Here is a 24,674-nt window from a genome sequence, read left to right as displayed (position 1 = left end):
TATCCACCTCCCCGTTCGGGGACATAGGCTGAACCCGGACCCGCCCCCACCTGGTGGTGCGAGAGGACTGCCGCCCCACACCCGGGGGGCCAGCCCCCATTCCCGCACCTTCGGCCTGCCCATTCGGGCGGATTTTTGGGATAATCCGCCCCCTACACACCAGAGAGGTCATGATGATGGGATTCGATACCGGTGCACTCCTCCCCTTGGACAAGGCCCTGCAAGGGATGCTGGAACAACTCACCTGCTGCTGCGAGACGGAGCGGTTGCCCCTGCCCCAGGCGCTGGATCGGATCCTGGCCGAGGAGATCAGCTCCCCCCTGTCGGTGCCCCCCTTCGACAACGCCGCCATGGACGGCTATGCGGTGCGCCTGGCGGATCTCGCCGCCGGGGCGCCGCTTCCCGTGGCGGGCAAGGCCTTCGCGGGCCAGCCCTATCAGGGGGAATGGCCTGCCGGCCACTGCATCCGCATCATGACCGGGGCCCCGGTGCCTGCGGGCACGGAGGCGGTGGTCATGCAGGAAGAAACGCAGGCGAACGACAACGGGATCACTTTTCTGACTCATCCCCTGCCTGGCCAGAATATCCGCCGCCGCGGCGAGGACCTGGCGCAGGGGGCCAGGGTGCTCGCCAGCGGCCTGCGCCTGAGCCCCCGGGAGCTGCCGCTGCTGGCGTCCCTCGGCATCGCGAGCGTCTCGGTGCGCCGCCCCCTGAAGGTGGCCATCTTCAGCACGGGGGACGAGCTCAAGCCCCTGGGTACCCCGCTCCGGCATGGGGACATCTACGACTCCAACCGTTACGGGGTCAAGGCCATGCTGAGCCGCATGGGCATAGACTGCCTGGACCTTGGCATCATTCCCGACGATCCGGCCGCCCTGCGTGCCGCCTTCTTGCAGGCCGACCGCGAGGCCGACGCCCTGATCACCACGGGCGGTGTCTCGGTGGGCGAGGCGGACTTCACCAAGCAGCTACTTGAGGAGCTCGGCGAAATCGGCTTCTGGAAGCTCGCCATCAAGCCGGGCAAGCCCTTTGCCTTTGGCCGCCTGCCCCATGCCTGGTTCTTCGGCCTGCCGGGCAACCCAGTCTCCGCCATGGTCACCTTCGATCAGCTGGTGCAGCCGGCGCTGGCCCGCCTCGCCGGCCAGCAGTTCGAGCGCCCCATCCTCCTCAAGGCCACAGTCACCGAGCCGCTTAAAAAGAGTCCGGGACGGCTCGACTTCCAGCGCGGCATATTGAGCGCGGGCCCAGACGGCCTGGAAGTGCGCAGCACCGGATCCCAGGACTCCGGGGTCTTCAGCTCCCTGTCCCGGGCCAACTGCTACATCGTGCTCGAGCAGGAGCGCGGCAAGGTGGCCGTCGGCGAGACGGTGACCGTCGAGCCCTTCTCGGGGCTGCTGCTGTGAGCGAGATCCTGAGCGACGCCGAGCTCCTGCGCTACAACCGCCAGATAGTGCTCAAGTCCTTCGACTTCGAGGGGCAGGAGGCGCTCAAACAGGCTAGCGTGCTGGTGATCGGCGCCGGGGGCCTGGGCTGCGCCGCCAGCCAGTATCTGGCGGTGGCCGGGGTCGGCCGGCTCACCCTGGTGGATTTCGATCGGGTGGAGCTCTCCAATCTGCAGCGCCAGGTGCTGCACAGCGACGAGCGCATCGGCATGTACAAGGTGGACTCCGCGGCCAAGACGCTGCGGGCCCTCACCCCCTGGCTCAGGGTCGAGACCCACGCCGCCGTCGCCGACGAGGCGCTGCTCGACGCCCTGCTGCCCGGCCACCAGCTGGTGCTCGACTGCACCGACAACGTCGCCATCCGCAACCTGCTCAACCGGCGTGCCCGCGCGCACCGGGTGCCCCTGGTGTCCGGCGCCGCCATCCGGCTGGAGGGGCAGTTGTGCAGCTTCACCTGGCAGGAGGATGAACCCTGCTACGCCTGTCTCAGCGCCCTCTTTGGCGATCAGGCCCTCACCTGTGTCGAGGCGGGGGTACTCGCCCCCGTGGTGGGGCTGGTGGGCAGCCTGCAGGCCCTCGAAGCCATCAAGCTGCTGGCCGGCATGGGCAAGAGCTACAGCGGCCGCCTGCTGATGATCGACGGCCTCCAGGGCGGTTTCCGGGAGATGAAGCTCCCCAAGCGCCCCGACTGCCCGGTCTGCTCCAAGCCCTGATAGGCGCCCACAAAAAAGCCGAACCCCGGGGTTCGGCTTTTTTGCATCGCAGTGTCGACATGGCCCTAGAAGATCCCCTTCGCCTTGACCTTCTTCATGTTCGCCACCTGGCTCGAGAGATCCTCGATCAGTGGCTCGGCACCCGGCTCATTCCCTCCGACCTGCCGGCCCGGCTGGCTGGCCAGCCGCTGGATCAGCAGATGCTGCTCGCGGATGAGCCTGGATTGTTCCTCCAGCTGGCGGGAGAGCTGCTGGATGCTGCCGGCCAGGGGGGCCAGATCCGGCTCCGCCGCCGCGGTGGGCAGCTTGCCCGCGATGGCTTCCGCCAGCAGATCGTGATCGAGCGGGACCGGCAGCCCCTGCTTCAGCTCGTCCCACAGCGCGGCAGGCTGCTGCTCGCCGATGCGGTTCACTATCTCGTCCACCAGGTCAGTCTGGGATAGGCCACCTTGTGATTGTCCCAGACGCTGGACTATCTCGTCGACCAGGTGGACCTGGGAGGCGGCGGTCTGGGGCTGCCCCAGGCGCTGGACTATCTCCTCCACCAGGGAGGCCGAGTCCCCCTGCTCGAGCCGGGGGGCCAGCCTGGCCACTATTTCGTCGATCAGGGTGTCGGTCATGGCGGGGGTCGCCCCCTCCCCCAGATCGAAGCCGCAACCGGCGAAGACGTGGCGCAGGGTCGCGAGGTTCACCTGCTCCGGGCCGAAGGCGTTGGCCATCCCCTTGCACAGGCTGGGGGCCAGCACATAGAGGAACATGCCGGAGAGGTAGATGTCCTTGTGAAAACGGCTCTTGGAGAAGTCAAACTCCTCCACATCGTCCTGGATCTTGCGCGCCCGCTGATACCAGCTTTGCAAGATCCCGGCCGCGTAGCGATCAGACTCCAGCGCACCCGGATCCATGAAGATGGAGAAGGTCATGCGCTTGAGTTGACTACTCATCGCCGACCCCGGCCATCACCGGCGCTTCCCGGTACACCTCTTCCTCTTCCGTGGTGTAGAGGCAGATCTCCCGCGCCAGGGCGGACTGGGCGTCGTCCAGCAGTTCGACCCTGTCACCCAGGGTCGGGTAGGCGGCCTTGATGGCATCAAAGATCAGCGACGCCCCGCCGCCGACCAGATAGACCCGGTTCGGGTTCTTGGCGAACTTCTTCGCCTCGTGGGCCACCTGGGAGCCCAGCTCGTCGATCTTGTTCTGCATCTTCTCGAGGATCTTGGGGATCTGGCTCTCGTCGTTGACCACGTCCCGCACGAAGCTCATGTCGTGGCGACGCTTGATGAACTCGTTGGCCACCAGATAGCTGGAGTCGCTGTCCGCCGCCGCCAGCGCCTTGCGGGTCGCGTCGGTCACCATGGAGACGCCGATCTCGTTGTTGCCATAGACGTCGGAGACGTCGTCAAACTCGCCGACGATGATCCCCATGTCCAGGGTGGTGCCGCCGCAGTCGATCACCAGGGTCTTGGTGAACTCGTTGCAGCCGGAGCCGATCAGGCGGGAGAGGGCGGCAGGCAGGCTCTCCGGCATCACCTCCACGCTGACGATGTTGAACAGCTCACCCTTGTTGAGGCTGATGGCCCGCATCAGGTTGCGGCGCTTCTTCTCGATCTTCTCCTCGTTGCGCTGGCAGTCGTCCGGGTTGTAGAACTCGGTGATGGGCAGGGTGACCGTGATGGCCACGTCACAGGGGGTGACCCCGGTCTGCAACAGGGCATGGTGCACGGAGAGCAGGTTGAGATCGTCGTACTGGTACTCCACGTGGGTGGTGGCCAGGGACTTGTCGGAGGTGGCGTCGTAGGTGTACTTGGTATTGCCTATCTCGTAGTTGTAGATCTTCTTGTCCTTGCGCAAGGCGGCACTCTTCCAATCCTTGCGAAAGGAGTTGGGGGAGATGATGGTCTTGAGCACCTTGTTGTCGATCCAGCTCACCTTGACGTTGGTCGAACCATCGTCGATGGCCATTTTCATTACTTCAGACATGAGGAAATACCTGTTGATAGAGCAAAAATGGGTCCGATTGCCTTGCCTTGTGCCAGTGGCAAGGCGATCGGACCAATCCATACACGGGTGATAAGCCTAAGGGGCGACAAGTTTAATGAGTTTCTAAAATCCGGTGAAGCAAATGATTGAACCCGGCGGGATCTTCCGCCGGCCAGGCGTGATGGCCCTCGGGAGTGTGGATGCTGGCGTTGGGCAGGGAGGCGAACTGCTCTACCCGCCTCGCGAGCGGCAGGTAGTCGTGGCTGGTGGAGACGATGGCCACCGGCTGCCAGATGGTGCCGAGACGGGCGCGCACCGACCAACCGGGTAGCGCCTCCAGCAGCGCACGATAAGTCTTTTTTTTGTTGCTGCGCACGAAGCGCAGCCGGAAGGTGTGGCGCACCTGGGCGAGCTCGGGACCGGGAAAGAGTTCCCGCCCAAGCCACCAGGCGAGCGGCCGCATGCCGAACCAGCGCAGCCACTTGAGGCGCATGGCGTAGCGCTCCTGCTCCTTGGGGGTCTCCAGCAGAAATTCGCTGAAGCCGTTCACCAGCACCAGCCCCTGCACCTTGTGCGGCAGTCGCAGCGTCAGCTCCAGCGCCACCATGGCCCCCAAGGAGAGCCCCACCACCCAGGCGGGCTCGGGTTGCTCCTCGAGCCAGCGGGCCACGTCCGCCGCCAGGGTGGGCACGTCGAAGGGCCCCTCTTGCAGGCTCTGGCCGTGACCACGCAAGTCCAGCGCCACCACCCGGTAGTGCTCGCCGAAGTGCTCTATCTGGGCCTGCCAGTCGAGACTGGAGGAGCCCAGCCCGTGCAGCAGCACCAGCAGGGGCCCCTCCCCCGCGCTGCGCAGGGCCAATCCATGGGATTTCATTACCTGGTTGCGACGCACCCGTCCTCTCCCTTTTCTTTCGATAGCCGCCTGCCCGTATCGGCCTCAGCCTTCCCCCACCAGGCTCACCGCCTTGACGTAGGCATAGAGCCGCTGCCCGGGCGCCAGATCCAGGCGCCTGGCGGATCGGCTGGTGATCCGGGCCAGCAGTATCTGCTGCCCCAGGGCCAACTGCAACAGGGTTTGCCCCGGCCGCACCTCCCGCTCCCCCAGCAGCCGGGTCTCCAGGCAGTTGGAGAGGCTGGAGTGCTCGATGGGCGCCGTGGCGATCACCAGGTCCCGCGCCGCCACCTTGATCTGCAGGGGACCCGCCTCGTCGGGGGCATGCTCCATGGTCACCATCAGGATCTGCTCCCCGAGCCGCAGGGTCGCCATCTGTTCGCGCTCGTCATAGTGTGCCAGGGTCGCCGAGAGCATGACCCCGACGTCGTCGCGACTGGCCAGAGACAGGTCGGTGCGGGCGAAGATCTCTTCGGGGGAGCCCTGGGCCTCCACCCGGCCATCCGCCAGCAGCACCAGCCGATCGCAGAGCAGGCTCACCTCCTCCATGGCATGGCTGACGAAGATCATGGGGATGCCGCTCTCCTGCTGCAACCCCTTGAGCACGTGGGCCTGATGGATGCGGCTGCGCCTGTCCAGCGCCGAGAAGGGCTCGTCCAGCAGCAGCAGATCGGGCTCCGCCAGCAGGGCGCGGCCCAGGGCCACCCGCTGGCGCTGACCGCCGGAGAGACCGTGGGCGGGCTGCTCCAGCAGCTCGGCAAAGCCGAGCCGCATCGCCAGCGCCTCCGGTTGCCAGCGCCCCCTGCCCTTGCTGGCCGCCAGTTGCAGGTTGCCGAGCACGCTCAGATGGGGGAAGAGGCGGGCATCCTGAAACACCAGCCCGATGCGGCGCGCCTCGGGTTGCAGGGCCGCGAGCTCGCGCCCGCGCCAGCACAGGGCGTCCGAGGAGGCCCGATCCAGCCCGGCGAGGATGCGCAGCAGGGTGCTCTTGCCACAGCCAGAGGGGCCGAACAGACCGAGGATGCGGCAGGGGGGCAGCGACAGCTCGCACGCCAGGGTGAAGGGGCCGAAGGAGCGACGAACGGAGATCTCCAGCGTCATCCGAACAGCCTCCGTTGCCGGCGCTGCAGCACGCCGTAGACCAGCACCAGCATCACCAGGGAGAAGCCCATCAGGCCGCCCGCCAGCAGGTGGGCGCTGCGATAGTCCATCGTCTCCACGTGATCAAAGAGGGCGATGGAGAGCACCTGGGTCTCGCCAGGGATGTTGCCCCCTATCATCAGCACCACGCCGAACTCCCCTAGGGTGTGGGCAAAACCCAGGGCCGCCGCCATCACGAAGCTGGGCAGCGTCATCGGCAGGATGATGCGAAAGAAGCGCTCGATGGGCCCCAGCCCCAGGGTGGCGGCGGCCTCGATCTCCTTGCTGCCCATGTTGACGAAGGCGGAGGTGAGGGGCTGCACCACGAAGGGGAGCGAGTAGATGACGGAGGCGGTGAGCAGGCCGAGGAAGCTGAAGGCGAGCGGGGTCCCGAAGGTCTGTCGCCACCAGGCGCCGATGCCGTATTCGGGGGAGAACGCGATCAGCAGGTAGAAGCCGAGCACGGTCGGCGGCAGCACCAGGGGGAGCGCCACCAGGGCCTCCACCACGGGACGCAGTCGGTGCTGGCTGCGAGACAGCCACCAGGCGAGCGGCGGCGACAGCAGCAGCAGGATGCCGGTGGTGCCGGCGGCCAGCTTCAGGGTGAGCCAGATCGCCAGCAGATCCCCCTCACTCATCGCCCGCTTCCCGGATACAGGTTGGCAGGCATAGGAGGCCTCTCAGCACACGGGCCATCACTGCGGCAGGGCATAACCCGCGGCCTTGATCTGCGCCTGCCCCGGCCCCTTGAGCCAGGCCACCAGGGCGTCCACCGCCTCCCCTTTCTTCAGGACCAGGCCCTGCTGCTCGATGGCAGGATGGAACTGGCTCGGCACCACCCAGGCTTCGCCTGTCTTGCCCGCCTCCACCAGGTTGGCCCAGGCGACGAAGCCGAGCTTCGCATTGCCGGTGTCGACGAACTGCCAGGTCTGGCCGATGTTGGTGCCGGTCAGCAGGCGGTACTGCCTGGGATCGATCTTGAGGTGTTCCAGGGTCGCCATGGCGGCGGCGCCATAGGGGGCAGTCTTGGGGTTCGCGATGGCCAGCTCCCCCTGCCAGTGGCGCAGGCTTGCCTCGTCGGGGGCCGGTCCCCCCTTCTGCCACAGGCCCAGCTGGCCGATGGCGTAGGTGAAACGCTCGCTCCCCTTGCCTTCGGCTTCCAGTTTCTGAGGGGTCGCCACGTCGGCAGAAAGAAAGAGATCGAAGGGGGCGCCGTGGCTGATCTGGGTATAGAGCACGCCGGTGGCTGCCGAGCTGATGACGACGTCGTGGCCGGTCTTGGCGGTGAACGCCTTGCCGATGCGCTCCATGGTGCCCTTGAAGTTGGCCGCCACGGCCACCTTGACCTCGTCGGCCTGCACGGCGGTGGCGCAAGCACTCAGCAACACCACGGATAACAGCTTCTTCATTCCCTTACTCCTGTTGAAACCTGTGCCGGTTTGCAGCCCTGTCGCGGGGGGCCCGGCGGATTCACACCCCTTGTTGCCAGCGGGCGGCGGCGGCGTCGTCGCTCGCTTTGGCCTCGACCCAGCGTTGTACCCCGTCGGCGGTCAGCTCTTTTTTCCAGAACGGTGCCCGGGTCTTCAAAAAATCCATGATGAAGTGGCAGGCCTCGAAGGCCGCCTCGCGGTGGGCGCTGCTCACCGCCACCAGCACGATCTGATCCCCGAGCAGCAGCTCGCCGATACGGTGAATCAGGGTGCACTCCTGCAGCGGCCAGCGCGCTCGCGCCTCCTGCACGATGGCGGCCAGCGCCTTCTCGGTCATGCCGGGGTAGTGCTCGAGGGCCAGCCCCTTCACGTGCTCCCCCTGATTGAAGTCGCGCACCTTGCCCACGAAGGTGACAATGGCGCCGCTGTCGGGGCGGGTGGCGAGACGCCCGTACTCCTCGGCCAGCGAAAAGTCCGCCCGCTGCACCAGGATGCGATCGGTCATGCTTACCTCGCTCATGTCAGCCTCCGGTCGTTACTGGAGAGAGGGAAGAAGGCCACTTCGTCGCCACCGCACAGCTCAGTGGTGCGATCCACGGTCATTATCTTGCTCATCCTTAACCTCCGGTCACCGGCGGGAAGAAGGCGACCTCATCGCCATCATGGAGAGGCGTATCAAGGGGCACCAGGGTCTGGTTCACCGCCACCAGCAGCTTGCCCGCTTCCAGCGCCAGGGTCCACTTGTCACCCCGCTCGCTCAAGGCGTGGCGAAGCTCGTCCGCACTGGCGTACTCGCAGCACAGGCTCAGCTCGTCGCAGCCGACCAGCTCCCTGACTTGCGCAAAAAACAGTACCTTGATCATGCGTTCTCTCCTGCATTTGCATCCAACTGGAAATGACCGGACTTGCCGCCCTTCTTCTCCACCAGCCGGACCTGCTCGATCACCATGTCCTTTTGCACCGCCTTGCACATGTCGTAGATGGTCAGCGCAGCCACCGACGCCGCGGTCAGCGCCTCCATCTCCACCCCCGTCTTGCCGGAGAGCTTGCACAGGGTGCGAATGTGGATCCTATTGTGCTCGGGCTGGGCCTGGATCTCTACCTCCACCCGGGTCAGGGCCAGGGGGTGGCAGAGGGGGATGAGATCGGCGGTCTTCTTGGCCGCCATGATGCCGGCGATGCGGGCGGTGGCGAAGACGTCGCCCTTGTGGTGCCGGCCACTCAGGATGAGCGCCAGGGTGTCGGGCGCCATGCGCACGAAGGCCTCGGCGCGGGCCTCCCGTTCGCTCACCTGCTTGTTGGTGACGTCCACCATGTGGGCTTCACCGCTCTGGTTGAGATGAGTCAGGTTGGGTTGAGTCTGCCTGGGATCGGTCGGGTTCATGGCTGCCCCTCACAGATGGGCGACGAAGTTGCACGGCCTGGTGCGGGCGTCGAGCTGATCCCGGATCAGCTGCTCCCACCCGAGGCGGCAGGCGCCGGTGGAGCCAGGCAGGCAGCAGATCAGGGTGCGATTGGCGAGCCCCGCCAGCGCGCGGCTCTGCATGGCCGAGCCCTTGATCTCGGCAAACGAGAGCTGGCGGAACATCTCGCCAAAACCCTGCACGGTGCGCTCGAACAGCACGCCGACCGCCTCGGGAACCCGGTTCTGCTCGTTGAAGCCGGTGCCACCGTTGATGAGCACCACCTGTACCCCTTCATCGGCGATCCAGTCGCTCACCTGGGCCCGGATGCGAAACAGGTTGTCGGGGCAGAGTGCCCGGTCGGCCAGCACATGGCCGCTCTCGGTCAGGGCGGACACCAGGTAGTCCCCCGAGCTGTCGTCGGCGGCGCTGCGGCTGTCGGAGACCGTCAGTACGGCGATCTTGAGAGGGATGAATTCGCTGTGTTTGGGGGCCATGGGGCAATTCCTGTCAATCATTGACCACGAGAGGATGGGATGAAGGCGCCGCCTGGCCTGGTCGAGGATGCAGGACGACACGCTACCGGGCGGGATTCTATCAAAAGTTGTCTGGCAGAGGGGGTGAAAATCACAGGCCACCGGATCGGCGGGATCCGGTGGCCTGGGTATCAGAAGCCTGGCACGCCTTTCATGTCAGGCAGTTGGTGCGCAATCCCCTTGTGGCAGTCGATGCAGGTGCTCTGACCGCTTGCCAGGTTGGTGGAGTGCATCTGGGCCGCTCGCCGCCCTTGCAGGGAGAAGTCCATGTATTCGAAGTTGTGACAGTTGCGGCACTCGCGCGAATCCGTGTCCTTCATCCGCTTCCACTCCCGCTCCGCCATCTCGCGGCGGTGGGATTCAAACTTCTCGCGGGTGTCCACCTTGCCGGTGATCATGCCCCACAGCTCCTTGGAGGCCTGCACCTTGCGGATGATCTTGTAGGTCCACTCGTGGGGCACGTGGCAATCCGGGCAGCTGGCCCGCACGCCGGAGCGGTTGGCATAGTGGATGGTGTCGCGGTACTCCACGAACACGTTGTCCTTCATCTCGTGACAACCGGTGCAGAAGGCCTCGGTGTTGGACGCCTCCATGGCGGTGTTGAAGCCGCCCCAGAAGATGACGCCGCCGAAGAAGCCCATCAGCAGGATGACCCAGAGAGCCGCCCTGGACGGTGACTTGAAGGTGGTCCACAGACGCTGGACAAAGCCGGGTAATTTCATCTATGGCTCCTCAGTTCAGTGCTTCGTTCACTGGTGTGTTGAAGGTGGTCCAGACACTGGGGACAAGGCTGAGTGATGTCATCGGTAAACTCCTTAGTTCAGTGCTTCGACCGGTTTGAAGGTGTTCTCCACCAGCGGCTTGGCGTCCGCTTGCGGCACGTGGCACTGCAGGCAGAAGTAGCGGCGGGGAGAGACTTCTCCCAGGGTCTGACCATCGCGGGTCTCGAAGTGAGTGGGGCTTATCTTGGGCGCCTTCATCTTGCTGGCGTTCTTGAAGCTGTGGCAGGCCAGGCACTTGTTGACCTTGTTGTCCACCTCGTAGTTGCGGGTGTCGTGAGGGATCAGCGGGGGCTGATGCATGTACTGGCGATCATAGATGTCGCCGTCCTTGCGGTAGTTCTTGAGCGGGGCCGCATCGGCCTCGGTCACCAGATCCGTGCTCCCCCGCTCCGACTTGATCCCCCCCGTGCTGTTGGTGATCTCGGGGACGGCCGCCATCAAGGAACCCGCCATCAGGCAGGCCAGCATTGCTCCAATCAGCTTCTTCATTATTTGTTCTCCGACGTTTTCTCTGCCTTGACGGCAAAACCTGTAGTGATTTCGAAAACTTGCTCCGCGCAGACATCGATGCAACGGCCGCAGTTGGTGCACTCCTGAGCCGCAATCAAGGGCCCGTGACCTCGTTTGGCCCCGTGAACCGGGCCGCGCAGTATGGGACGCTCCGGGCAGACCGCATAACAATCCATGCAGTTGCTGCACCGCTCGCGCCCATTGGCTGCAATCTTGACGAACCCCACCCGGTTGACCAGGGCATAGAAGGCCCCCACCGGACAGAGATGACCACACCAGCCCCGCTCCACCACGAAGAGGTCGAACAGGAACAGGGCCGCCAGCAGACCCCAGCCCGCCCCCATGCCGAACAGCAGGCCGCGCAGGCTGAGCGACACCGGGTTGACCAGCTCCCACACCAGCACGCCTGTGATGGCCGGGGCCACCAGCACCATGGCCAGCAGCCAGTAGCGGGTGTGGCGGTTGAACTGGCCGTTGCCCTTGAGACCGAGCCGGGCCCGAACCCAGGCGGCGGCATCCGTGACCAGGTTGACCGGGCAGACCCAGGAGCAGAACACCCGCCCCCCCACCAGCCAGTAACCCGCGAGTACCAACCCGGCCCCGAGCCACAGGGTGGGGATGGGCCAATGGCCCGCCGCCACCGACTGCAGCAGGGTCAGGGGATCCGTGAGGGGCACCGTCTCCAGCAACTGCGAGCTGGAGAGGTTGCCCTTGAGGATCCAGATGCCCGCCAGCGGTCCCAGCAGGAAGAGCGAGAGCACGCCGAACTGGCAGAGCCGGCGCAGCAGCAGGAAGCGATGCGACCGCCACCAGCCCAGCCGCGCCCGGGCTTCGGCCCCTGGATAACGACTCATAGCCCCTCCGGTTTGCGGGTCGGCAGGGTCAGGCGATCACCGATGAGGGACTTGCCCGCCTTGGCCTTCTCTTCCCAGCCGAGCCGGTAGTGATGGCCCAGCTCCCCCTTGGCGAGCCCGCGAGGCACCACCTTGATGGCCGCCTCCTCCAGCACGCAGGCGTGCTCGCACTTGCCGCAGCCGGTGCAGGCCTCGCTGTGCACCGTGGGCAGGAACATGGCGTGCTTGCCGGTGCGCGGGTTGCGTACCAGTTCGAGCGAGATCGCCTTGTCGATGAGCGGGCAGACCCGGTAGCAGACGTCGCAGCGCAGCCCCAGGTAATTGAGGCAGGTCTCGTGGTCGATGAGCACCGCCACCCCCATCCGCGCCTGATCGATGTCCGTCATCCCCTGATCCAGGGCTCCGCTCGGGCAGGCTGCCACGCAGGGGATGTCGTCACACATCTCGCAGGGGACGCTGCGCGCCTCGAAGTAGGGGGTACCCGTGGTCACGGGGGTCAGCAACCGGGCAAGCTTGAGGGTGTCGTAGGGGCAGGCCTCCACGCAGAGCCCGCAGCGCACGCAGGCGCCGAGGAAATCCGCTTCGTCGAGGGCCGCCGGCGGGCGCAGCGCCTGGGCGGGCACCGCCTGGGCCTGCTGGCGCGCCACCGTGCCCAGACCCGCCCCGAGGAGGCCCACGCTGCAGGCCCCCTTGGCGAGGTCGGCCAGGAACTGGCGACGGCTGCGACTCATCCCCCCAGCCCCGCCTTAGGCCTTCATGACCTTGACGGCGCACTTCTTGTAATCCGTCTCCTTGGAGAGCGGATCCGTCGCGTCCAAGGTCAGCTTGTTGACCAGCTGGCTCGCATCGAAGAAGGGCATGAACACCAGGCCTTTGGGCGGACGGTTGCGGCCGCGGGTCTCGACGCGGGTCTTCACCTCGCCACGGCGGGAGGAGACGATCACCTCTTCGCCACGGCGCACGCCGCGGGCCTTGGCATCTTCCGGGTGCATGAAGAGCACCGCATCCGGGAAGGCGCGATAGAGCTCGGGGACCCGGCGAGTCATGGTGCCGGTGTGCCAGTGCTCCAGCACGCGGCCGGTGGAGAGCCACATGTCATACTCTTTATCCGGTGCCTCGGCGGCTGGCTCATAGGGCAGCGCGAAGATCACCGCACGGCCATCGGGCTTGCCGTAGAATTTCACCCCCTCCCCCGCCTTCACATAAGGGTCAAACCCTTCGCGATAGCGCCACAGGGTTTCCTTGCCGTCCACCACGGGCCAGCGCAGGCCACGGGCCTCGTGATACTGATCAAACGGTGCCAGATCGTGGCCGTGGCCGCGACCGAAGGAGGCGTACTCCTCGAACAACCCCTTCTGCACGTAGAAGCCGAAGTGTTCCGCCTCGTCGTTCAGCGCCCCCTTGCTCTGCTCTTTCGGGAACTGATTGACCTGCCCGTTGGCGTAGAGCACCTCGAACAGGGTCTTGCCCTTCACTTCCGGCATCTTGGCAATCAGCTCAGCCGGCCACACCTCTTCCACGGTGAAGCGCTTGGAAAACTCCATCAGCTGCCACAGATCGGACTTGGCCCCTTCCGGCGCCTTCACCTGCTGGTGCCAGAACTGGGTGCGGCGCTCGGCGTTGCCATAGGCACCCTCTTTTTCCACCCACATGGCGGTGGGCAGGATGAGGTCAGCCGCTTGCGCGGTCACTGTCGGGTAAGGGTCGGAGACCACGATGAAGTTGGCAGGGTTGCGATAACCGGGCAATCCCTCCTCGTTCATGTTGGGGCCGGCCTGCATGTTGTTGTTGCACATCACCCAGTAGGCGTTGAGCTTGCCGTCTTTGAGCATGCGGTTTTGCAGCACGGCGTGATAACCCACCTGCTCGGGAATGGTGCCTTCCGGCAGCTTCCAGATCTTCTCGGCGATGGCGCGGTGCTTGGGATCGGTGACCACCATGTCGGCGGGCAGACGGTGGGCGAAGGTGCCCACTTCCCGCGCCGTGCCGCAGGCGGACGGCTGGCCGGTCAGGGAGAAGGGACCCGAGCCCGGGGTGGAGATCTTGCCGGTCAGCAGATGGATGTTGTAGCAGAGGTTGTTCGCCCAGACGCCACGGGTGTGCTGGTTGAAGCCCATGGTCCAGTAGGAGACCACCTTCTTGTCCGGATCGGCATAGATCTGGGCCAGCTTCTCCAGCTTGTCTTTGGAGACGCCGGAGAGCTTGGCCACCGACTCGACGTCATAATCCGCCACGAACTTCGCGAAGTCGTCGAAGCTCATGGGGGTCGAGTCGCCGCTGTCGGGGTTCTTGGCCTTCTGCTGCGTCGGGTGAGTCGGGCGCAGGCCATAGCCGATGTCGGTGACGCCCTTGCGGAACTGGGTGTGCTTGTTGACGAAGTCCCAGTTCACCTTGTCGTTCTGGATGATGTAGTTGGCGATGTAGTTGAGGATCGCCAAGTCGGTCTGGGGCGTGAACACCATGCCGTTGTCCGCCAACTCGAAGCTGCGGTGCTCGAAGGTGGAGAGCACGTGCACCTGCACATCCGGGTTGGAGAGGCGGCGATCGGACATCCGCGACCAGAGGATGGGGTGCATCTCGGCCATGTTGGAGCCCCAGAGCACGAAGGCGTCGGCCTGCTCGATGTCGTCATAGCAGCCCATGGGCTCATCCATGCCGAAGGTACGCATGAAACCGACCACGGCGGAGGCCATGCAGTGACGGGCGTTGGGATCCAGGTTGTTGGTGCGCAGGCCCGCCTTCATCAGCTTGGCGGCGGCATAACCTTCCCAGACGGTCCACTGGCCGGAGCCGAACATGCCGACCGCGGTCGGTCCCTTCTCCTTGAGGGTGGCCTTGAACTTCTCGGCCATGATGTCGAACGCCTGATCCCAGCTGATGGGGGCGAAGTCGCCATTCTTGTCGAACTTGCCATTGGTCATGCGCAGCATGGGCTGGGTCAGGCGATCCTCGCCATACATGATCTTGGACAGGAAGTAGCCCTTGATGCAGTTGAGGCCACGGTTGACCGGCGCATCGGGATCGCCCTGGGTCGCCACGACACGCCCGGCCTGAGAGCCCACCAGCACGGAGCAGCCGGTGCCGCAGAAGCGGCAGGGTGCCTTGTCCCAGGTGATGGCAGTCTTGTCGGTGCTGGTAATAAGGTTCGCCGCCAGGGTGGGGGCACTGACTCCGGCCACGGCAGCGGCTGCCGCCACCGCATTGGCCTTCATAAAGTCGCGTCGACTCAGCTTCATGACATATCCTCGCATTGCTTAATCACATCAATGACAGCCATTGTCACGAGCCGCGCTGGCTCAGCGTCATGGCGCTTTATTGCTTTCATCGGGCATCGCGAACCGCGCGGCCCAGCCTCATGGCGCTATTCCCTGCCCTCGGCTTCGACTTCATCAAACTGGTGGTAAATCAGGGCGGCGGAGAGCACGCCCGGCATGGCATTGATCGCATCGATGGCCGCCATGATGGGGCGCTGGCTGGGCCCTTCCAGGGTCACCACCAGCTTGCCTTCGTCACTGACGGCATGGACCTCGGCCCCATCCAGGGCCGAAATCTGCTCTGCGAGCCGGTGGCGCAAGGGGGGCTGGGTCAGTACCACCAGGCTGGATACGTGGAACTCTTCTCGCTTCATCTCGCTGCTTTCCAACTGGCTCGTCTCTTGTGTCATGTTTGCCCCCCGTCGTGAGGGAGACCCATCCTGATACTGCCGACCGGGCAATCCGCCACGCAGGCACCGCAGCCGTTGCACGACTCGGTATGGACGCTGGGGGTCGGCACTCGCCCCAGCTGGGGGGAAAAACGGATGGCCTGCTGCTCGCAGCTGTCCTGGCAACGCTGGCACAAGACCTGGGCACTGGCCAGGCAACCGGCCTCGATATGAGCCACATACTCCCAGGGTGTCTGGGTCGTCGGTCGGAACACCGGCGCCTGGCAGACGTCGACGCACTCGGCGCAGAAGGTGCATTCGCCACGCAGAAAGTCGACCGCGGGAAAGCCGCCGTCCCCCTTCACCAGGATCTGCTCCGGACAAGCGGCCAGACAGTCGCCGCAGCGGGTGCAGTCGGCCACGAACTCGTCCCAGGAGACGGACCAGGGCAGTTGTACCCCGGGCTTGGGAGTACTCAGGCGTCCTCGAAACAGGCCGCGGCGTGACAGATTGATCCCATCGGCCATATCGACTCCTCTTCACAGGGGGAGACCCCCTGCGCGGATCCCGTGAGTGGTATTTTTAATACCAATTATAAGCGTGGGTGTATATTGCGACTCTCACAAGTCCAGTGATATACCACCTGGGGGATAAACAGGGGGGATTCTTGCGCTGGATCAAACCCTTGGCGCAATTAGGCAAGACAGGGGCAAGGCAAATTACCCCTATGTGAGGATTGCTAATTAATCGCTGGCCATTTGGGCCTGGCGATCGGGGTCAGCCGCCGATGGAGGCCAGGTGGGGGGTCATGCCCGCATTGCCGTCGTGCAGGCGGTGGGTGGCGGCCTTGCCGGTCAGCGCCTGGCGGATCCGCCACTGCAGCGCCTCCTGCTGGTCGTCGGCCGTCAGCAGATCCCGCAACTCCACCCCGTTGTCACCAAAGAGGCACAGGTGCAGCTTGCCCACGGAGGAGACCCGCAGCCGGTTGCAGCCGGCGCAGAAGTCCTTGCTGTAGGGCATGATGAGCCCCACTCCCCCCATTGACTCAGGATGCATAAACACCTGGGCGGGGCCGTCGTCCGGGCCGCGCAGCTGCTGTACCCAGCCCGTCTCCAGCAAGCGCTGTTTGATGAGATCCCCGCTGGTGTGGTGGTCGCGAAACAGGGTGTCCATCTCGCCGGTCTGCATCAGCTCGATGAATCGCAGCTCGATGGGTTTGTCGCGGATCCAGGCCAGGAAGGCATCCAGCTGGTGGTCGTTGAGCCCCTTGAGCAAGACCGCATTGATCTTGACCGACTTGAAGCCGGCGGCCAGGGCAGCGTCTATCCCCGCCATCACCTCCGCCAGCTTGTTCTCGCCGGTGATCTGGTGAAACTGGCGGGGGTCCAGGCTGTCGACGCTGACGTTGAGGGCGGTCAGCCCCGCATCGAACCACTCCCGGGCCCGCTCCTTCAGGCGGTAGCCGTTGGTGGTCATGGCCACCTTCTCGATGCCGGGCGTACTGGCGACCGTCTCTATGATGGCGGTGAAGTCGCGGCGCAGGGAGGGCTCGCCACCGGTCAGACGCACCTTGCGCGTCCCCATGGCGGCAAAGCCGGAGACGACGCGGCGGATCTCCTCTAGGGAGAGAAAGGACTTGCGCGCCTCCGAGGGGCGATAGCCGTCCGGCAGGCAGTAGGTACAACGAAAATTGCACACGTCGGTGACCGACAGGCGCAAATAGTAAAAGCGACGGGAAAAACCATCTTCAAGTGGCAACATAAACACCTTTCCAAATACGGGAGGCCAGGGCATTTCTTTCCTGACCCTTTCAGCTCGAACATCGGCTGACGGCGATCTCCCCCTATCTCAATGACTTAGGCAAAACCGCTCGGAGTTCATCTAGTTTTTCGATGCTAGCACAACTTGGAGTACACTCCCATGCTACTTTGTGGGGTCTTTATCGGTGTAAGGGGAGCCAGTCGGCATGGGAAAATGGTTCAGAGTGCAGTCGGTCAGCAGCGCCATCGGTCGCGCCATGGTGCTGATCCTGTTCATGGCCAGCCTGATCGCCCTGGTGGCCATGGTCACCCTCTTCTATTCGGTGCCGGACGCCAAAGCCATCAACCTGTCGGGCTCATTGCGCATGCAGGCCTACCGGATGGCCTATGAAATCGAGAAGGATCAGGTCGTGCTCGGCCGGCTCGCCCAGTTCGAGCAGACCCTCAATGCCCCCGAGCTGCAGGAGACCCAGCGCTGGATCACGCCCGCCTCCCTGCGCCGCACCTACGGCGAGGTGCTGCTGCAATGGCAGAGGATGCGCGAGCACATCGAGAACGCCACCCCCAGCCGCTACACCGACAACACGGAGCAGTTCGTCGCCGCCATCGACGACTTCGTCAACCAGATGCAGTACCACGTGGAGTTCAAAGTGCGCATGCTGGCCCTGGCCGAGGGACTCGGCCTGCTCGCCATCATCACCATCGCCTGGTGCACGGTGCGCTTCACGCGCCAGCAGGTGGTGGCGCCGCTCAATCAGCTGGTCTATTGCGCCCGCCAGATCCAGCGCCAGGAGTTCGATCTGACCCTGCCCCCCCACTGTGAAAACGAACTGGGGGAGCTGTCGGGAGCGTTTGCCACCATGGCCGCGGAGCTCGGCAAGCTCTACCGGGAGCTGGAGAGCAAGGTGGAGGAGAAGACCGCCAAGCTGCAACAGGCCAACGACACCCTCTCCTTCCTCTATTCCACCGCCCAGAAACTGCACGCGGCGCCGCTCAGCCGCCGCACCCTGCAAAAACTGCTGGAGCGGGCCGCCGCCCACCAGCACATCGACTACATCCGGCTGACCCGCTTCGAGCACAATGCCATGCCGGTCTACATCACGGGGCGCAAGGGGTGGCCCGGCGATCTCGAGGCCGTGGTGAGCTTCTACCTGCAGATGGACGAGGAGGAGTACGGCCGGCTCGACATGATAAGCGACCATCCCGTCGACGAGCGGCTGATGAAGAACTTCTCCATGCTGCTGGCCCAGGTGCTGCACAAGGATCAGACCCTGCTGCAACACCAGCGCCTGCTGCTGATGGAAGAGCGGGCCGTCATAGCCAGGGAGCTGCACGACTCCCTGGCCCAGGCGCTTTCCTACCTGAAGATCCAGTCCACCCTGCTCAAGCGCTCCTTTGCCAAAGGGGATACCGTCAAGGCCGAAGCGGCCATGCAGCAGATCGACGAGGGACTCGGCAACGCCTACACCCAGTTGCGCGAACTGCTCGGCACCTTCCGCCTCAGCATCGGCGATGCCAACCTGGGTGAAGCCATCGGCGTCATGCTGGATCAGCTCAAGCCCCAGACCCGGGCCGAGATCGGGCTCCAGTACGGACTGACGGATACCGATCTCGAGGCGGGACAGCACATTCACATCCTGCAGCTGATCCGTGAGGCAGTGCTCAATGCCATCAAGCATGCCAATGCCCGGCGCATTGACGTTAGCTGTGAGACCCTGGCTGATGGTAACATCCAGGTTCAGATTGCAGACGACGGTGTCGGAATAAGGGGCGCAAACTCGGCGGTCAATCACTACGGTCTCAGCATCATGAATGAACGCGCCAGCAAATTGCACGGCCAGCTGACCATCAGTGAGCCGCCTTCCGGGGGCACCCGCGTACACCTGACCTTTCCCACCAGCCTAACAAGAGATGCCTGATGGACGAGATGAAATACAGTGTTCTGGTCGTAGATGATCACCCCCTGATGCGCAAGGGAATTGTGCAACTGCTGGAATTGGAAGATAACATCGACGTGGTCGGCGAGGCGTCCAACGGCACCGATGCCGTGGCCATGGCCAAGGAGTCCGAACCGGACCTCATCCTGCTCGATCTCAACATGAAGGGCCTGTCGGGACTCGATACCCTGAAGGCGCTGCGGGCCGAGGAGATCACCTCCCGCGTGGTGATCCTGACCGTCTCCGATGCCCGCCAGGACGTGGTGGCCCTGCTCAAGGCCGGCGCCGACGGCTATCTGCTCAAGGACACCGAGCCCGACATGCTGCTGGCCCAGCTGGCGGATGTCATGACCGGCAAGCAGATCCTGAGTGAGCCGCTGCGCCCCTACCTCGAGAACATCTACGAGCTGGATCACCTGCAACAAAAGCTGGAGAGCCTGACCCGCCGCGAGATGCAGATCATGCGCGAAATTGCCAAGGGGCTCTCCAACAAGCAGGTGGCCTCCGTGCTCCACATCTCGGAAGGCACCGTCAAGGTACACGTCAAGAGCCTGCTCAAGAAGCTGGAAGCCCAGAGCCGCGTGGAGGCGGCGGTCATGTACCTGGAGCAGCGCAACTAATTCTCCGTCCCGAGCCAGCAAGGCAGCCCAGTGCGCCCTTGCTGGCCCCTCCTCGCCCGCCCCGGGTGGCACGACTGCGCTGCACCTTATTGAGCAAATGAATTATTATCTTCTGGGCATGGCACAGCGCACTGAGGAGAGACCCCATGACTTCCGGACAGATTGAACTGGTACAGCGGGCCTGGGGCAAGGTGACCGCCCTGAGCAACACCTATGTTCAGGAGGTATATGAGGAGTTGTTCCGGCTGTCGCCGGAATTGCAGGCCCTCTTCCCCCAGCACCCCGATCTGCCCGTCGCCAAGGTCTCCGACACCCTGAATACCGTCATCACCAGCCTGGATCAGCTGGATGCCCTGGGCTTCATCATCCGGGATCTCGGCAGACGGCATCAGAAATTCAACGTGCAACCACACCAGTTCGCCCTCCTGAAGCAGGCGCTGACCCTGGTGCTGGCGCGCCGCCTGGGAAGCAACTTCACTCCTGAGCTGGCCGACGCCTGGTCACAGATGTATGACGAGATCGCCGCCCTGATGCAGGAAGGCTTGAGCCAGCATTCCGAATCCATCGCCTGATCCAGGCCACTGTTCATCGACCGCGCAAGGTATCTGGACGGGTCTTTAAACAGGCATTTTGCGTGATCGCTATTTGCAATATGCGAAAACCGCCTCATTCTGCAGACGGGTCATGTTCGAGCCCCTGCAATCTCAGCTGAATCCCCCTCATGCCGTTCTCGCCATCCTCGTCAGAGGATATTTCAATAGATTGATTTTAAATGGATATTTTCCAACGCCTTCCTCATTCTCTCCTCATTGCCCGCCAGCCCCCCCTCCTCTGGCACGGTCACTGCATTGTCATATTCAGACGCAACTTATCGGAGGATGGAACATGAAACTTCAACAACTGGCACTGTTCCCCTTGCCTTCTCACATACTGCCAGGCGGAAAACTGCCCCTGCGGTTGTTCGAGCCACGCCACCTCCAGATGCTCAAGGCGTCCTTCATCGAGGATCGGGGCTTTGGCATCGTCATGGAGGAGGCGACCAGCACGGGCACCTGCGGGCGGATCCTGCCGGTCGGTACTCGGGTCAAGGTGACGGACTTCTATACCCTCAACGATGGCCTGCTCGGAGTGACCGTGCTCGGTCTGGAACGTTTTTGCATCCATGAGATGGAAACCGATGACTCTGGCTTGCGCCACGCCCAGGTCGAAATGCTGCCCAACTGGCCGAGCACCCACTCAGACTTCAGCGACAAGCAGCTGGTGAGCAGATTGAGGGAGGTATTTGAACAGTATCCGGAACTGGATGAACTTTACCCGGACAAGCAGTTCGACGACGCGGCCTGGCTCTGCCAGCGCTGGCTCGAGATCCTGCCCATGCCGATCTATGAAAAACAGATGTTGATTGCCAAACAGAACAGTGAAGCGGCGCGCCAGTTTCTGCGCCGGCTGATCGCACAGTGAGTCAGAGAGTGAGTCAAATTGCGATTTGCAAAACGCGAATATCCTGACCGAAAATTCTTACAATGAGAAGGGTGAATTCGCAATTTGCAATCGCCGGTGGCGATAAACAACACATAACTCCGCTACCAGCCGCAAATAACAGGTTATGAAAAGTTGGCACGACTTTTTCATGTAAGACCGTACAACCCGATTTATCCCGTGCTCTCTTCAGTATTTGCTGAAGAATTGGTCAACCACCAGGTTGACCATTTTTTTGCCCAGAATCGGCTCAACGGTTCCTGCAATGGCGGAGCAGGCAAGTGCGCAGTCGCGCGAGGCTGATGGGCTTGGCCAGAAAATCGTCCATGCCCTGGGCCAGACAGCGGGCCCTGTCCTCCATCATCGCATTGGCCGTCAGGGCGACTATGGGCACCTCGCACCCCATGTCGCGCAGGCGGCGCGTCGCCTCCAGCCCATCCATCTGCGGCATCCTCATGTCCATCAGGATGAGATCCGGTCGCCGCTCGCCGACCCGTGCCAGCGCCTCCAGCCCGTTGCCCGCCAGCCTCACCCTGCACGCCAGTTTTTCCAGCATGAGCGACACCACCAGCTGATTGACCGGGCTGTCCTCCACCACCAGCACATCCAGTGCCGGCATGATCCCGCCCTCGCCGGCGGGATCCGCCACTGGGGCACAGGGGGTGGCCATCCCGGGCAACTCGAACCAGAAGCAGCTGCCCTGCCCCGGCGTACTCTGCACGCGAATGTCACCGCCCATCAACTGCACCAGCCGCCTGCAGATGGCGAGTCCAAGCCCGGAGCCGGAGAAACGGCGGGTGGCCGAGCTGTCGACCTGATAGAAGGGCTCGAACAGCAGCACCTGATCCTCGGGGGAGATGCCGATCCCGGTGTCGCTGACCGACACCCTGAGCCTGTCGTCCTGCCACGCCAGCGCAAGCCGCACGCTGCCGACGGCGGTAAACTTCACCGCATTCCCGAGCAGGTTGCCGATCACCTGGGAGAGGCGCACCGCATCCCCCTGCAGCTGCGCCGGCACCGCCTCGTCCAGGTGCCAGTGCAGCCTGATGCCCTTGGCACCGGCCTGTGCCTGCAGAGGTGCCACCAGCGCCCGGCACAGCTCGGCGGGCTGGAAGGGTTCGCAGTGCAGCGCCAGGGTGTGCGACTCTATCTTCGAGAAGTCGAGCACATCGTCGATGATGGTCTGCAGCAGATGAGCCGAGTGGGTGGCATGGCCGATCAGGGCCTGCTGAGGGGGATCGAGTCGCCCGTGCTGCAGCAGATCCAGCATCCCCAGCACCGCGTTCATGGGGGAGCGGATCTCGTGGGTCATCATGGCCAGGAATTGGGACTTGGCACGGTTGGCCGTCTCGGCATCGTCCCGCGCCCGCGCCAGCTCCTGCTCCCGGCGGATCTGGCTGCCTATGTCCCGCGCCGTGCCCCGATAACCGATGAAGGTGCCTTGGGCATCGTGGCAGGGCTCGGCATTGATCTCCATCCAGCAGGGGCCGCCTGCCAGTTGCACCTGGGCACGGATCCCCCGAACCGGCAGATGACGGGCGATCAGACGCCGGTAGTTGCACCAGGCGGGATCCCGCTTGTCGTGGGCAAAATCGTAGAGGCTGCGCCCGGCCTGACCGGCCAGCACCTCCCCCTGATAACCGGGGGCGGAGACATAGCTGAGCCTGTGCAGGGGATCCGTCTCCCAGAACCAGTCGGAGGCCATGGCGGCGAAACTGCGAAAACGCTGCTCGCTGGCCTGCAGGGCGAGGGTCTTGAGATCCACCTGCTCCTGCAGCCGGGCCCGATAGGCGATGTTCACCAGCGCCTGGGAGATGAGGGGGCGGCAACGCTGCATCGCCGCCTTGCTCTTGAGATCGAAGGTGCCCGCGGCGCCGTGCCGGCAGATGAGCACGCCGGAGAACCCCGGCCCCTGCAGGCCCGTCATCATGACGCTGGCCCAGCCCGCCAGCCCCGCCAGGGGGGCCAGCTCAGGCAACTGGGCCGGATCGTAGATGACCAGGGTGTCGCCATCGATGGCCCGGGAGAAGAGCGGGGTCAGCGACCAGGTGCGGCCGACCTCTTCCGGCTGGGTGCTGAGATGGGTGGTGCCGCACGCGGCCTCCCAGGCGATCACGTCCGCCTGTTCGAATCCGATGAAGGGCTTGAGCGCAAGGATGAGGCTCTCCAGTACCTGCTCGAGGCTCTGGGCCTCGGCCAGGGTCGCCACCCCGCACAGCAGGGCTTGAGACTCCTCGCGGTATCTGGCCTCCCGCTCCCGGCAGCGCATCAGCTCCACCAGCGTGGTTTGCAGCTTGTCGCCCAGGGTTTCCAGTTCGCTATTGCCTATCATCTTGAATCCAGCATGCTGTCAGCTCTCGAGGAAGATTACGCTCGAGACCATGAGGTTGCCATGAGCCAGCTCACCGTGGGGCAATCGCCCCTGCTCGCCGAAGGTAAACGGCGTGATGAAGGGGATGTCCCCCAGCCTCTGGCCGAATTGCGCCACCACGTCGCCCAGCCTCTCCCCCAGCGCCAGACGGCAACCGGCACAGAACACCACCAGGGCGCCAAGGGGCTGCACATTGCCCGCCATGCCGTACTCCGGCTCGATGCGCACCGCGTTCAGACTGCGCTGCAACAGCCCCTCCTGGCTGCTGTACATGAGTTGCAGGCGCTCCCCCAACCGGGTTTCGGTGAAGAGGCGCAGCCCCTCCCGCGCCGTCACCGCCTCGGGGTGCGAGAGCTTGTAGTAGGGGATCTCGTCGAGCATGCCGACCTGGCGAGCCAGCGGGGAGAGCGTCGTCTCCCTGAGGATGGGGCCCACCGGCCAGGGAGCCGCACGCTCGGTCCAGCGGCCATAGACCCGGGCCGCCGGTTCATGGTCTATGGTCAGCACCTCGCGCCCCTCTAGCCCGGTGATGATGCCCTGACGCTCGGTGGGCACATAGCCTGAGTGAAACTGGAAGGCCAACTGGCAGTCGGGGTAGAGCACCGCCAGCACGCAGCCCTGGCCCCCCTCCCCCTCGTCCCAGCACAGCTGCCATGCGCCGGTGACACCGTCGTCCGCCGCCGACCCGCCGACGACGGGAACGGTCGCGCCAAACTCGGCGTCGATGCCCGCCAGCATGGCCTCCTCCAGTCCCGGGCTGGCATGCAGCAAGACCAGCTGGGGCAGCTCGCCGGGGCGTCCGCCGTCGGCGATGGCGCGGCGCAGCAATGCCCGAACATCCGGCTCATCGCCCAGCTGGCCGGCCACGCCGTAGACGCCTTTGTCATCGTAGAGGGCGGCGACCGCAAGGCTCCAACCCCTTCGGCCATGGTGGCCGGTCTGGGTCAGGATGCCGCCGCAGGAGCTGCAACCGATGAGCCGGGTGTCGGGAAAACGGGCCTTGAGCGCATGACGCAGTACCGCGGCATCGTGTGCTTGGGTAAAATAGACCAGCAACAGCGACGGGAAATGGGGTGATTGAGCGAGCAACCGCTCTGCTATCTGTTGGGCGGCCAGCGGGGTCGTCTCGGCAAGAGAGTGAGCCGTCAGGAAGTTCAACACCGTCTCCTAGAGGTATGGGATGCT

At 64.3% G+C, this 24,674-nt stretch carries 26 protein-coding genes and 1 riboswitch; of the genes, 6 read left to right on the top strand and 20 right to left on the bottom strand.

What is annotated here, in order from left to right:
• Nucleotides 1-176: 176 nt before the first annotated feature.
• A complete protein-coding gene (gene moeA, locus R2B70_RS06720) occupies nucleotides 177-1,403 on the top strand; it encodes a molybdopterin molybdotransferase MoeA (protein ID WP_318163323.1) in 1,227 nt (408 codons plus the stop codon).
• A complete protein-coding gene (gene moeB / locus R2B70_RS06715) occupies nucleotides 1,400-2,155 on the top strand; it encodes a molybdopterin-synthase adenylyltransferase MoeB (protein WP_318162940.1) in 756 nt (251 codons plus the stop codon). The genes moeA and moeB overlap by 4 nt, the downstream gene beginning before the upstream one ends.
• A 65-nt stretch (nucleotides 2,156-2,220) precedes the next feature.
• Here the strand turns inward: moeB and R2B70_RS06710 are convergent, their stop codons facing one another.
• The 18 genes from R2B70_RS06710 to moaA all read right to left on the bottom strand — a co-directional run bounded on the left by R2B70_RS06710 (nucleotide 2,221) and on the right by moaA (nucleotide 17,083).
• Nucleotides 2,221-3,096 (bottom strand): hypothetical protein, encoded by an 876-nt coding sequence (locus tag R2B70_RS06710; RefSeq protein WP_318162939.1) that lies wholly within the window; start codon nucleotides 3,094-3,096, stop codon nucleotides 2,221-2,223.
• A complete protein-coding gene (parM, locus tag R2B70_RS06705) occupies nucleotides 3,089-4,132 on the bottom strand; it encodes a plasmid segregation protein ParM domain-containing protein (protein WP_245195958.1) in 1,044 nt (347 codons plus the stop codon). Before parM ends, R2B70_RS06710 begins: the two co-directional genes overlap by 8 nt.
• A 112-nt stretch (nucleotides 4,133-4,244) precedes the next feature.
• Nucleotides 4,245-5,024 carry an alpha/beta fold hydrolase gene (locus R2B70_RS06700; RefSeq protein ID WP_318162938.1) on the bottom strand — a complete coding sequence of 260 codons (780 nt, stop codon included), beginning with the start codon at nucleotides 5,022-5,024 and terminating at the stop codon, nucleotides 4,245-4,247.
• Between the two features lie 45 nt (nucleotides 5,025-5,069).
• On the bottom strand, nucleotides 5,070-6,125 hold the full coding sequence (gene modC / locus R2B70_RS06695) for a molybdenum ABC transporter ATP-binding protein (protein ID WP_209793570.1): 1,056 nt from the start codon (nucleotides 6,123-6,125) through the stop codon (nucleotides 5,070-5,072).
• Nucleotides 6,122-6,802 (bottom strand): molybdate ABC transporter permease subunit, encoded by a 681-nt coding sequence (modB, locus tag R2B70_RS06690; protein ID WP_318162937.1) that lies wholly within the window; start codon nucleotides 6,800-6,802, stop codon nucleotides 6,122-6,124. Before modB ends, modC begins: the two co-directional genes overlap by 4 nt.
• Nucleotides 6,803-6,859: 57 nt before the next feature.
• Nucleotides 6,860-7,573 (bottom strand): molybdate ABC transporter substrate-binding protein, encoded by a 714-nt coding sequence (modA, locus tag R2B70_RS06685; RefSeq protein ID WP_318162936.1) that lies wholly within the window; start codon nucleotides 7,571-7,573, stop codon nucleotides 6,860-6,862.
• A gap of 61 nt (nucleotides 7,574-7,634) precedes the next feature.
• A complete protein-coding gene (gene moaE / locus R2B70_RS06680; RefSeq protein ID WP_318162935.1) occupies nucleotides 7,635-8,114 on the bottom strand; it encodes a molybdopterin synthase catalytic subunit MoaE in 480 nt (159 codons plus the stop codon).
• A gap of 97 nt (nucleotides 8,115-8,211) precedes the next feature.
• Complete coding sequence (gene moaD / locus R2B70_RS06675; protein ID WP_318162934.1) at nucleotides 8,212-8,457, bottom strand: molybdopterin synthase sulfur carrier subunit; 246 nt, start codon at nucleotides 8,455-8,457, stop codon at nucleotides 8,212-8,214.
• The gene (gene moaC, locus R2B70_RS06670; protein WP_318162933.1) at nucleotides 8,454-8,978 is read right to left on the bottom strand and encodes a cyclic pyranopterin monophosphate synthase MoaC; all 525 of its coding nucleotides are present in this window, start codon (nucleotides 8,976-8,978) and stop codon (nucleotides 8,454-8,456) included. The genes moaD and moaC overlap by 4 nt, the downstream gene beginning before the upstream one ends.
• Before the next feature lie 9 nt (nucleotides 8,979-8,987).
• Nucleotides 8,988-9,494, bottom strand: coding sequence for a molybdenum cofactor biosynthesis protein B (moaB, locus tag R2B70_RS06665; protein WP_209793565.1), 507 nt, complete (start codon nucleotides 9,492-9,494; stop codon nucleotides 8,988-8,990).
• A gap of 170 nt (nucleotides 9,495-9,664) precedes the next feature.
• A complete protein-coding gene (locus R2B70_RS06660) occupies nucleotides 9,665-10,255 on the bottom strand; it encodes a cytochrome c3 family protein (RefSeq protein ID WP_219143939.1) in 591 nt (196 codons plus the stop codon).
• A 93-nt stretch (nucleotides 10,256-10,348) separates the two neighbouring features.
• The gene (locus tag R2B70_RS06655) at nucleotides 10,349-10,804 is read right to left on the bottom strand and encodes a nitrate reductase cytochrome c-type subunit (protein WP_042077409.1); all 456 of its coding nucleotides are present in this window, start codon (nucleotides 10,802-10,804) and stop codon (nucleotides 10,349-10,351) included.
• Nucleotides 10,804-11,679: a quinol dehydrogenase ferredoxin subunit NapH gene (gene napH / locus R2B70_RS06650; protein ID WP_042077407.1), complete on the bottom strand. Its 876-nt coding sequence runs from the start codon at nucleotides 11,677-11,679 to the stop codon at nucleotides 10,804-10,806. Before napH ends, R2B70_RS06655 begins: the two co-directional genes overlap by 1 nt.
• On the bottom strand, nucleotides 11,676-12,410 hold the full coding sequence (gene napG, locus R2B70_RS06645; RefSeq protein ID WP_216989907.1) for a ferredoxin-type protein NapG: 735 nt from the start codon (nucleotides 12,408-12,410) through the stop codon (nucleotides 11,676-11,678). The genes napH and napG overlap by 4 nt, the downstream gene beginning before the upstream one ends.
• 15 nt (nucleotides 12,411-12,425) lie before the next feature.
• On the bottom strand, nucleotides 12,426-14,915 hold the full coding sequence (napA, locus tag R2B70_RS06640) for a nitrate reductase catalytic subunit NapA (protein WP_171269545.1): 2,490 nt from the start codon (nucleotides 14,913-14,915) through the stop codon (nucleotides 12,426-12,428).
• Nucleotides 14,916-15,040: 125 nt separating this feature from the next.
• The gene (locus R2B70_RS06635) at nucleotides 15,041-15,343 is read right to left on the bottom strand and encodes a chaperone NapD (protein ID WP_318162932.1); all 303 of its coding nucleotides are present in this window, start codon (nucleotides 15,341-15,343) and stop codon (nucleotides 15,041-15,043) included.
• Complete coding sequence (napF, locus tag R2B70_RS06630) at nucleotides 15,340-15,849, bottom strand: ferredoxin-type protein NapF (RefSeq protein ID WP_318162931.1); 510 nt, start codon at nucleotides 15,847-15,849, stop codon at nucleotides 15,340-15,342. Before napF ends, R2B70_RS06635 begins: the two co-directional genes overlap by 4 nt.
• Nucleotides 15,850-16,099: 250 nt before the next feature.
• Complete coding sequence (gene moaA / locus R2B70_RS06625) at nucleotides 16,100-17,083, bottom strand: GTP 3',8-cyclase MoaA (RefSeq protein ID WP_209793560.1); 984 nt, start codon at nucleotides 17,081-17,083, stop codon at nucleotides 16,100-16,102.
• Nucleotides 17,071-17,210: riboswitch (molybdenum cofactor riboswitch) on the bottom strand. Its footprint overlaps the gene before it by 13 nt.
• Nucleotides 17,211-17,288: 78 nt before the next feature.
• On the opposite strand from moaA, the gene narQ reads away from it, so the two are divergent.
• The 4 genes from narQ (at nucleotide 17,289) to R2B70_RS06605 (ending at nucleotide 21,100) form a co-directional block, all read left to right on the top strand.
• A complete protein-coding gene (narQ, locus tag R2B70_RS06620; RefSeq protein WP_318162930.1) occupies nucleotides 17,289-19,001 on the top strand; it encodes a nitrate/nitrite two-component system sensor histidine kinase NarQ in 1,713 nt (570 codons plus the stop codon).
• Nucleotides 19,001-19,639 (top strand): two-component system response regulator NarL, encoded by a 639-nt coding sequence (gene narL / locus R2B70_RS06615; protein WP_041212731.1) that lies wholly within the window; start codon nucleotides 19,001-19,003, stop codon nucleotides 19,637-19,639. The genes narQ and narL overlap by 1 nt, the downstream gene beginning before the upstream one ends.
• 146 nt (nucleotides 19,640-19,785) lie before the next feature.
• Nucleotides 19,786-20,211, top strand: coding sequence for a globin domain-containing protein (locus R2B70_RS06610; protein WP_042077394.1), 426 nt, complete (start codon nucleotides 19,786-19,788; stop codon nucleotides 20,209-20,211).
• Nucleotides 20,212-20,524: 313 nt separating this feature from the next.
• The gene (locus R2B70_RS06605) at nucleotides 20,525-21,100 is read left to right on the top strand and encodes an LON peptidase substrate-binding domain-containing protein (protein WP_042077392.1); all 576 of its coding nucleotides are present in this window, start codon (nucleotides 20,525-20,527) and stop codon (nucleotides 21,098-21,100) included.
• Between the two features lie 268 nt (nucleotides 21,101-21,368).
• Here R2B70_RS06605 and R2B70_RS06600 read toward each other — a convergent pair whose 3' ends face one another.
• Nucleotides 21,369-23,450, bottom strand: coding sequence for a PAS domain-containing hybrid sensor histidine kinase/response regulator (locus tag R2B70_RS06600; RefSeq protein ID WP_219143932.1), 2,082 nt, complete (start codon nucleotides 23,448-23,450; stop codon nucleotides 21,369-21,371).
• An 18-nt stretch (nucleotides 23,451-23,468) separates the two neighbouring features.
• A complete protein-coding gene (locus R2B70_RS06595; RefSeq protein ID WP_318162929.1) occupies nucleotides 23,469-24,647 on the bottom strand; it encodes an FIST signal transduction protein in 1,179 nt (392 codons plus the stop codon).
• Between the last annotated feature and the right edge of the window lie 27 nt (nucleotides 24,648-24,674).

Origin of the sequence: Aeromonas sp. XH (assembly GCF_033348475.1) — a bacterium.
GTDB classification, from domain to species: domain Bacteria; phylum Pseudomonadota; class Gammaproteobacteria; order Enterobacterales; family Aeromonadaceae; genus Aeromonas; species Aeromonas sanarellii.
Note: the sequence above shows the minus strand (reverse complement) of the source record. Positions and strands in the feature narration are given on the sequence as shown.

Excerpts from the sequence above, each read along its gene's own strand:
- moeA (WP_318163323.1), top strand. The coding sequence starts at position 177 with ATGGGATTCGATACCGGTGCACTCCTCCCCTTGGACAAGGCCCTGCAA.
- R2B70_RS06710 (WP_318162939.1), bottom strand. The coding sequence starts at position 3,096 with ATGAGTAGTCAACTCAAGCGCATGACCTTCTCCATCTTCATGGATCCG.
- parM (WP_245195958.1), bottom strand. The coding sequence starts at position 4,132 with ATGTCTGAAGTAATGAAAATGGCCATCGACGATGGTTCGACCAACGTC.
- modC (WP_209793570.1), bottom strand. The coding sequence starts at position 6,125 with ATGACGCTGGAGATCTCCGTTCGTCGCTCCTTCGGCCCCTTCACCCTG.
- modB (WP_318162937.1), bottom strand. The coding sequence starts at position 6,802 with ATGAGTGAGGGGGATCTGCTGGCGATCTGGCTCACCCTGAAGCTGGCC.
- modA (WP_318162936.1), bottom strand. The coding sequence starts at position 7,573 with ATGAAGAAGCTGTTATCCGTGGTGTTGCTGAGTGCTTGCGCCACCGCC.
- moaE (WP_318162935.1), bottom strand. The coding sequence starts at position 8,114 with ATGAGCGAGGTAAGCATGACCGATCGCATCCTGGTGCAGCGGGCGGAC.
- moaD (WP_318162934.1), bottom strand. The coding sequence starts at position 8,457 with ATGATCAAGGTACTGTTTTTTGCGCAAGTCAGGGAGCTGGTCGGCTGC.
- moaC (WP_318162933.1), bottom strand. The coding sequence starts at position 8,978 with ATGAACCCGACCGATCCCAGGCAGACTCAACCCAACCTGACTCATCTC.
- moaB (WP_209793565.1), bottom strand. The coding sequence starts at position 9,494 with ATGGCCCCCAAACACAGCGAATTCATCCCTCTCAAGATCGCCGTACTG.
- R2B70_RS06660 (WP_219143939.1), bottom strand. The coding sequence starts at position 10,255 with ATGAAATTACCCGGCTTTGTCCAGCGTCTGTGGACCACCTTCAAGTCA.
- R2B70_RS06655 (WP_042077409.1), bottom strand. The coding sequence starts at position 10,804 with ATGAAGAAGCTGATTGGAGCAATGCTGGCCTGCCTGATGGCGGGTTCC.
- napH (WP_042077407.1), bottom strand. The coding sequence starts at position 11,679 with ATGAGTCGTTATCCAGGGGCCGAAGCCCGGGCGCGGCTGGGCTGGTGG.
- napG (WP_216989907.1), bottom strand. The coding sequence starts at position 12,410 with ATGAGTCGCAGCCGTCGCCAGTTCCTGGCCGACCTCGCCAAGGGGGCC.
- napA (WP_171269545.1), bottom strand. The coding sequence starts at position 14,915 with ATGAAGCTGAGTCGACGCGACTTTATGAAGGCCAATGCGGTGGCGGCA.
- R2B70_RS06635 (WP_318162932.1), bottom strand. The coding sequence starts at position 15,343 with ATGACACAAGAGACGAGCCAGTTGGAAAGCAGCGAGATGAAGCGAGAA.
- napF (WP_318162931.1), bottom strand. The coding sequence starts at position 15,849 with ATGGCCGATGGGATCAATCTGTCACGCCGCGGCCTGTTTCGAGGACGC.
- moaA (WP_209793560.1), bottom strand. The coding sequence starts at position 17,083 with ATGTTGCCACTTGAAGATGGTTTTTCCCGTCGCTTTTACTATTTGCGC.
- narQ (WP_318162930.1), top strand. The coding sequence starts at position 17,289 with ATGGGAAAATGGTTCAGAGTGCAGTCGGTCAGCAGCGCCATCGGTCGC.
- narL (WP_041212731.1), top strand. The coding sequence starts at position 19,001 with ATGGACGAGATGAAATACAGTGTTCTGGTCGTAGATGATCACCCCCTG.
- R2B70_RS06610 (WP_042077394.1), top strand. The coding sequence starts at position 19,786 with ATGACTTCCGGACAGATTGAACTGGTACAGCGGGCCTGGGGCAAGGTG.
- R2B70_RS06605 (WP_042077392.1), top strand. The coding sequence starts at position 20,525 with ATGAAACTTCAACAACTGGCACTGTTCCCCTTGCCTTCTCACATACTG.
- R2B70_RS06600 (WP_219143932.1), bottom strand. The coding sequence starts at position 23,450 with ATGATAGGCAATAGCGAACTGGAAACCCTGGGCGACAAGCTGCAAACC.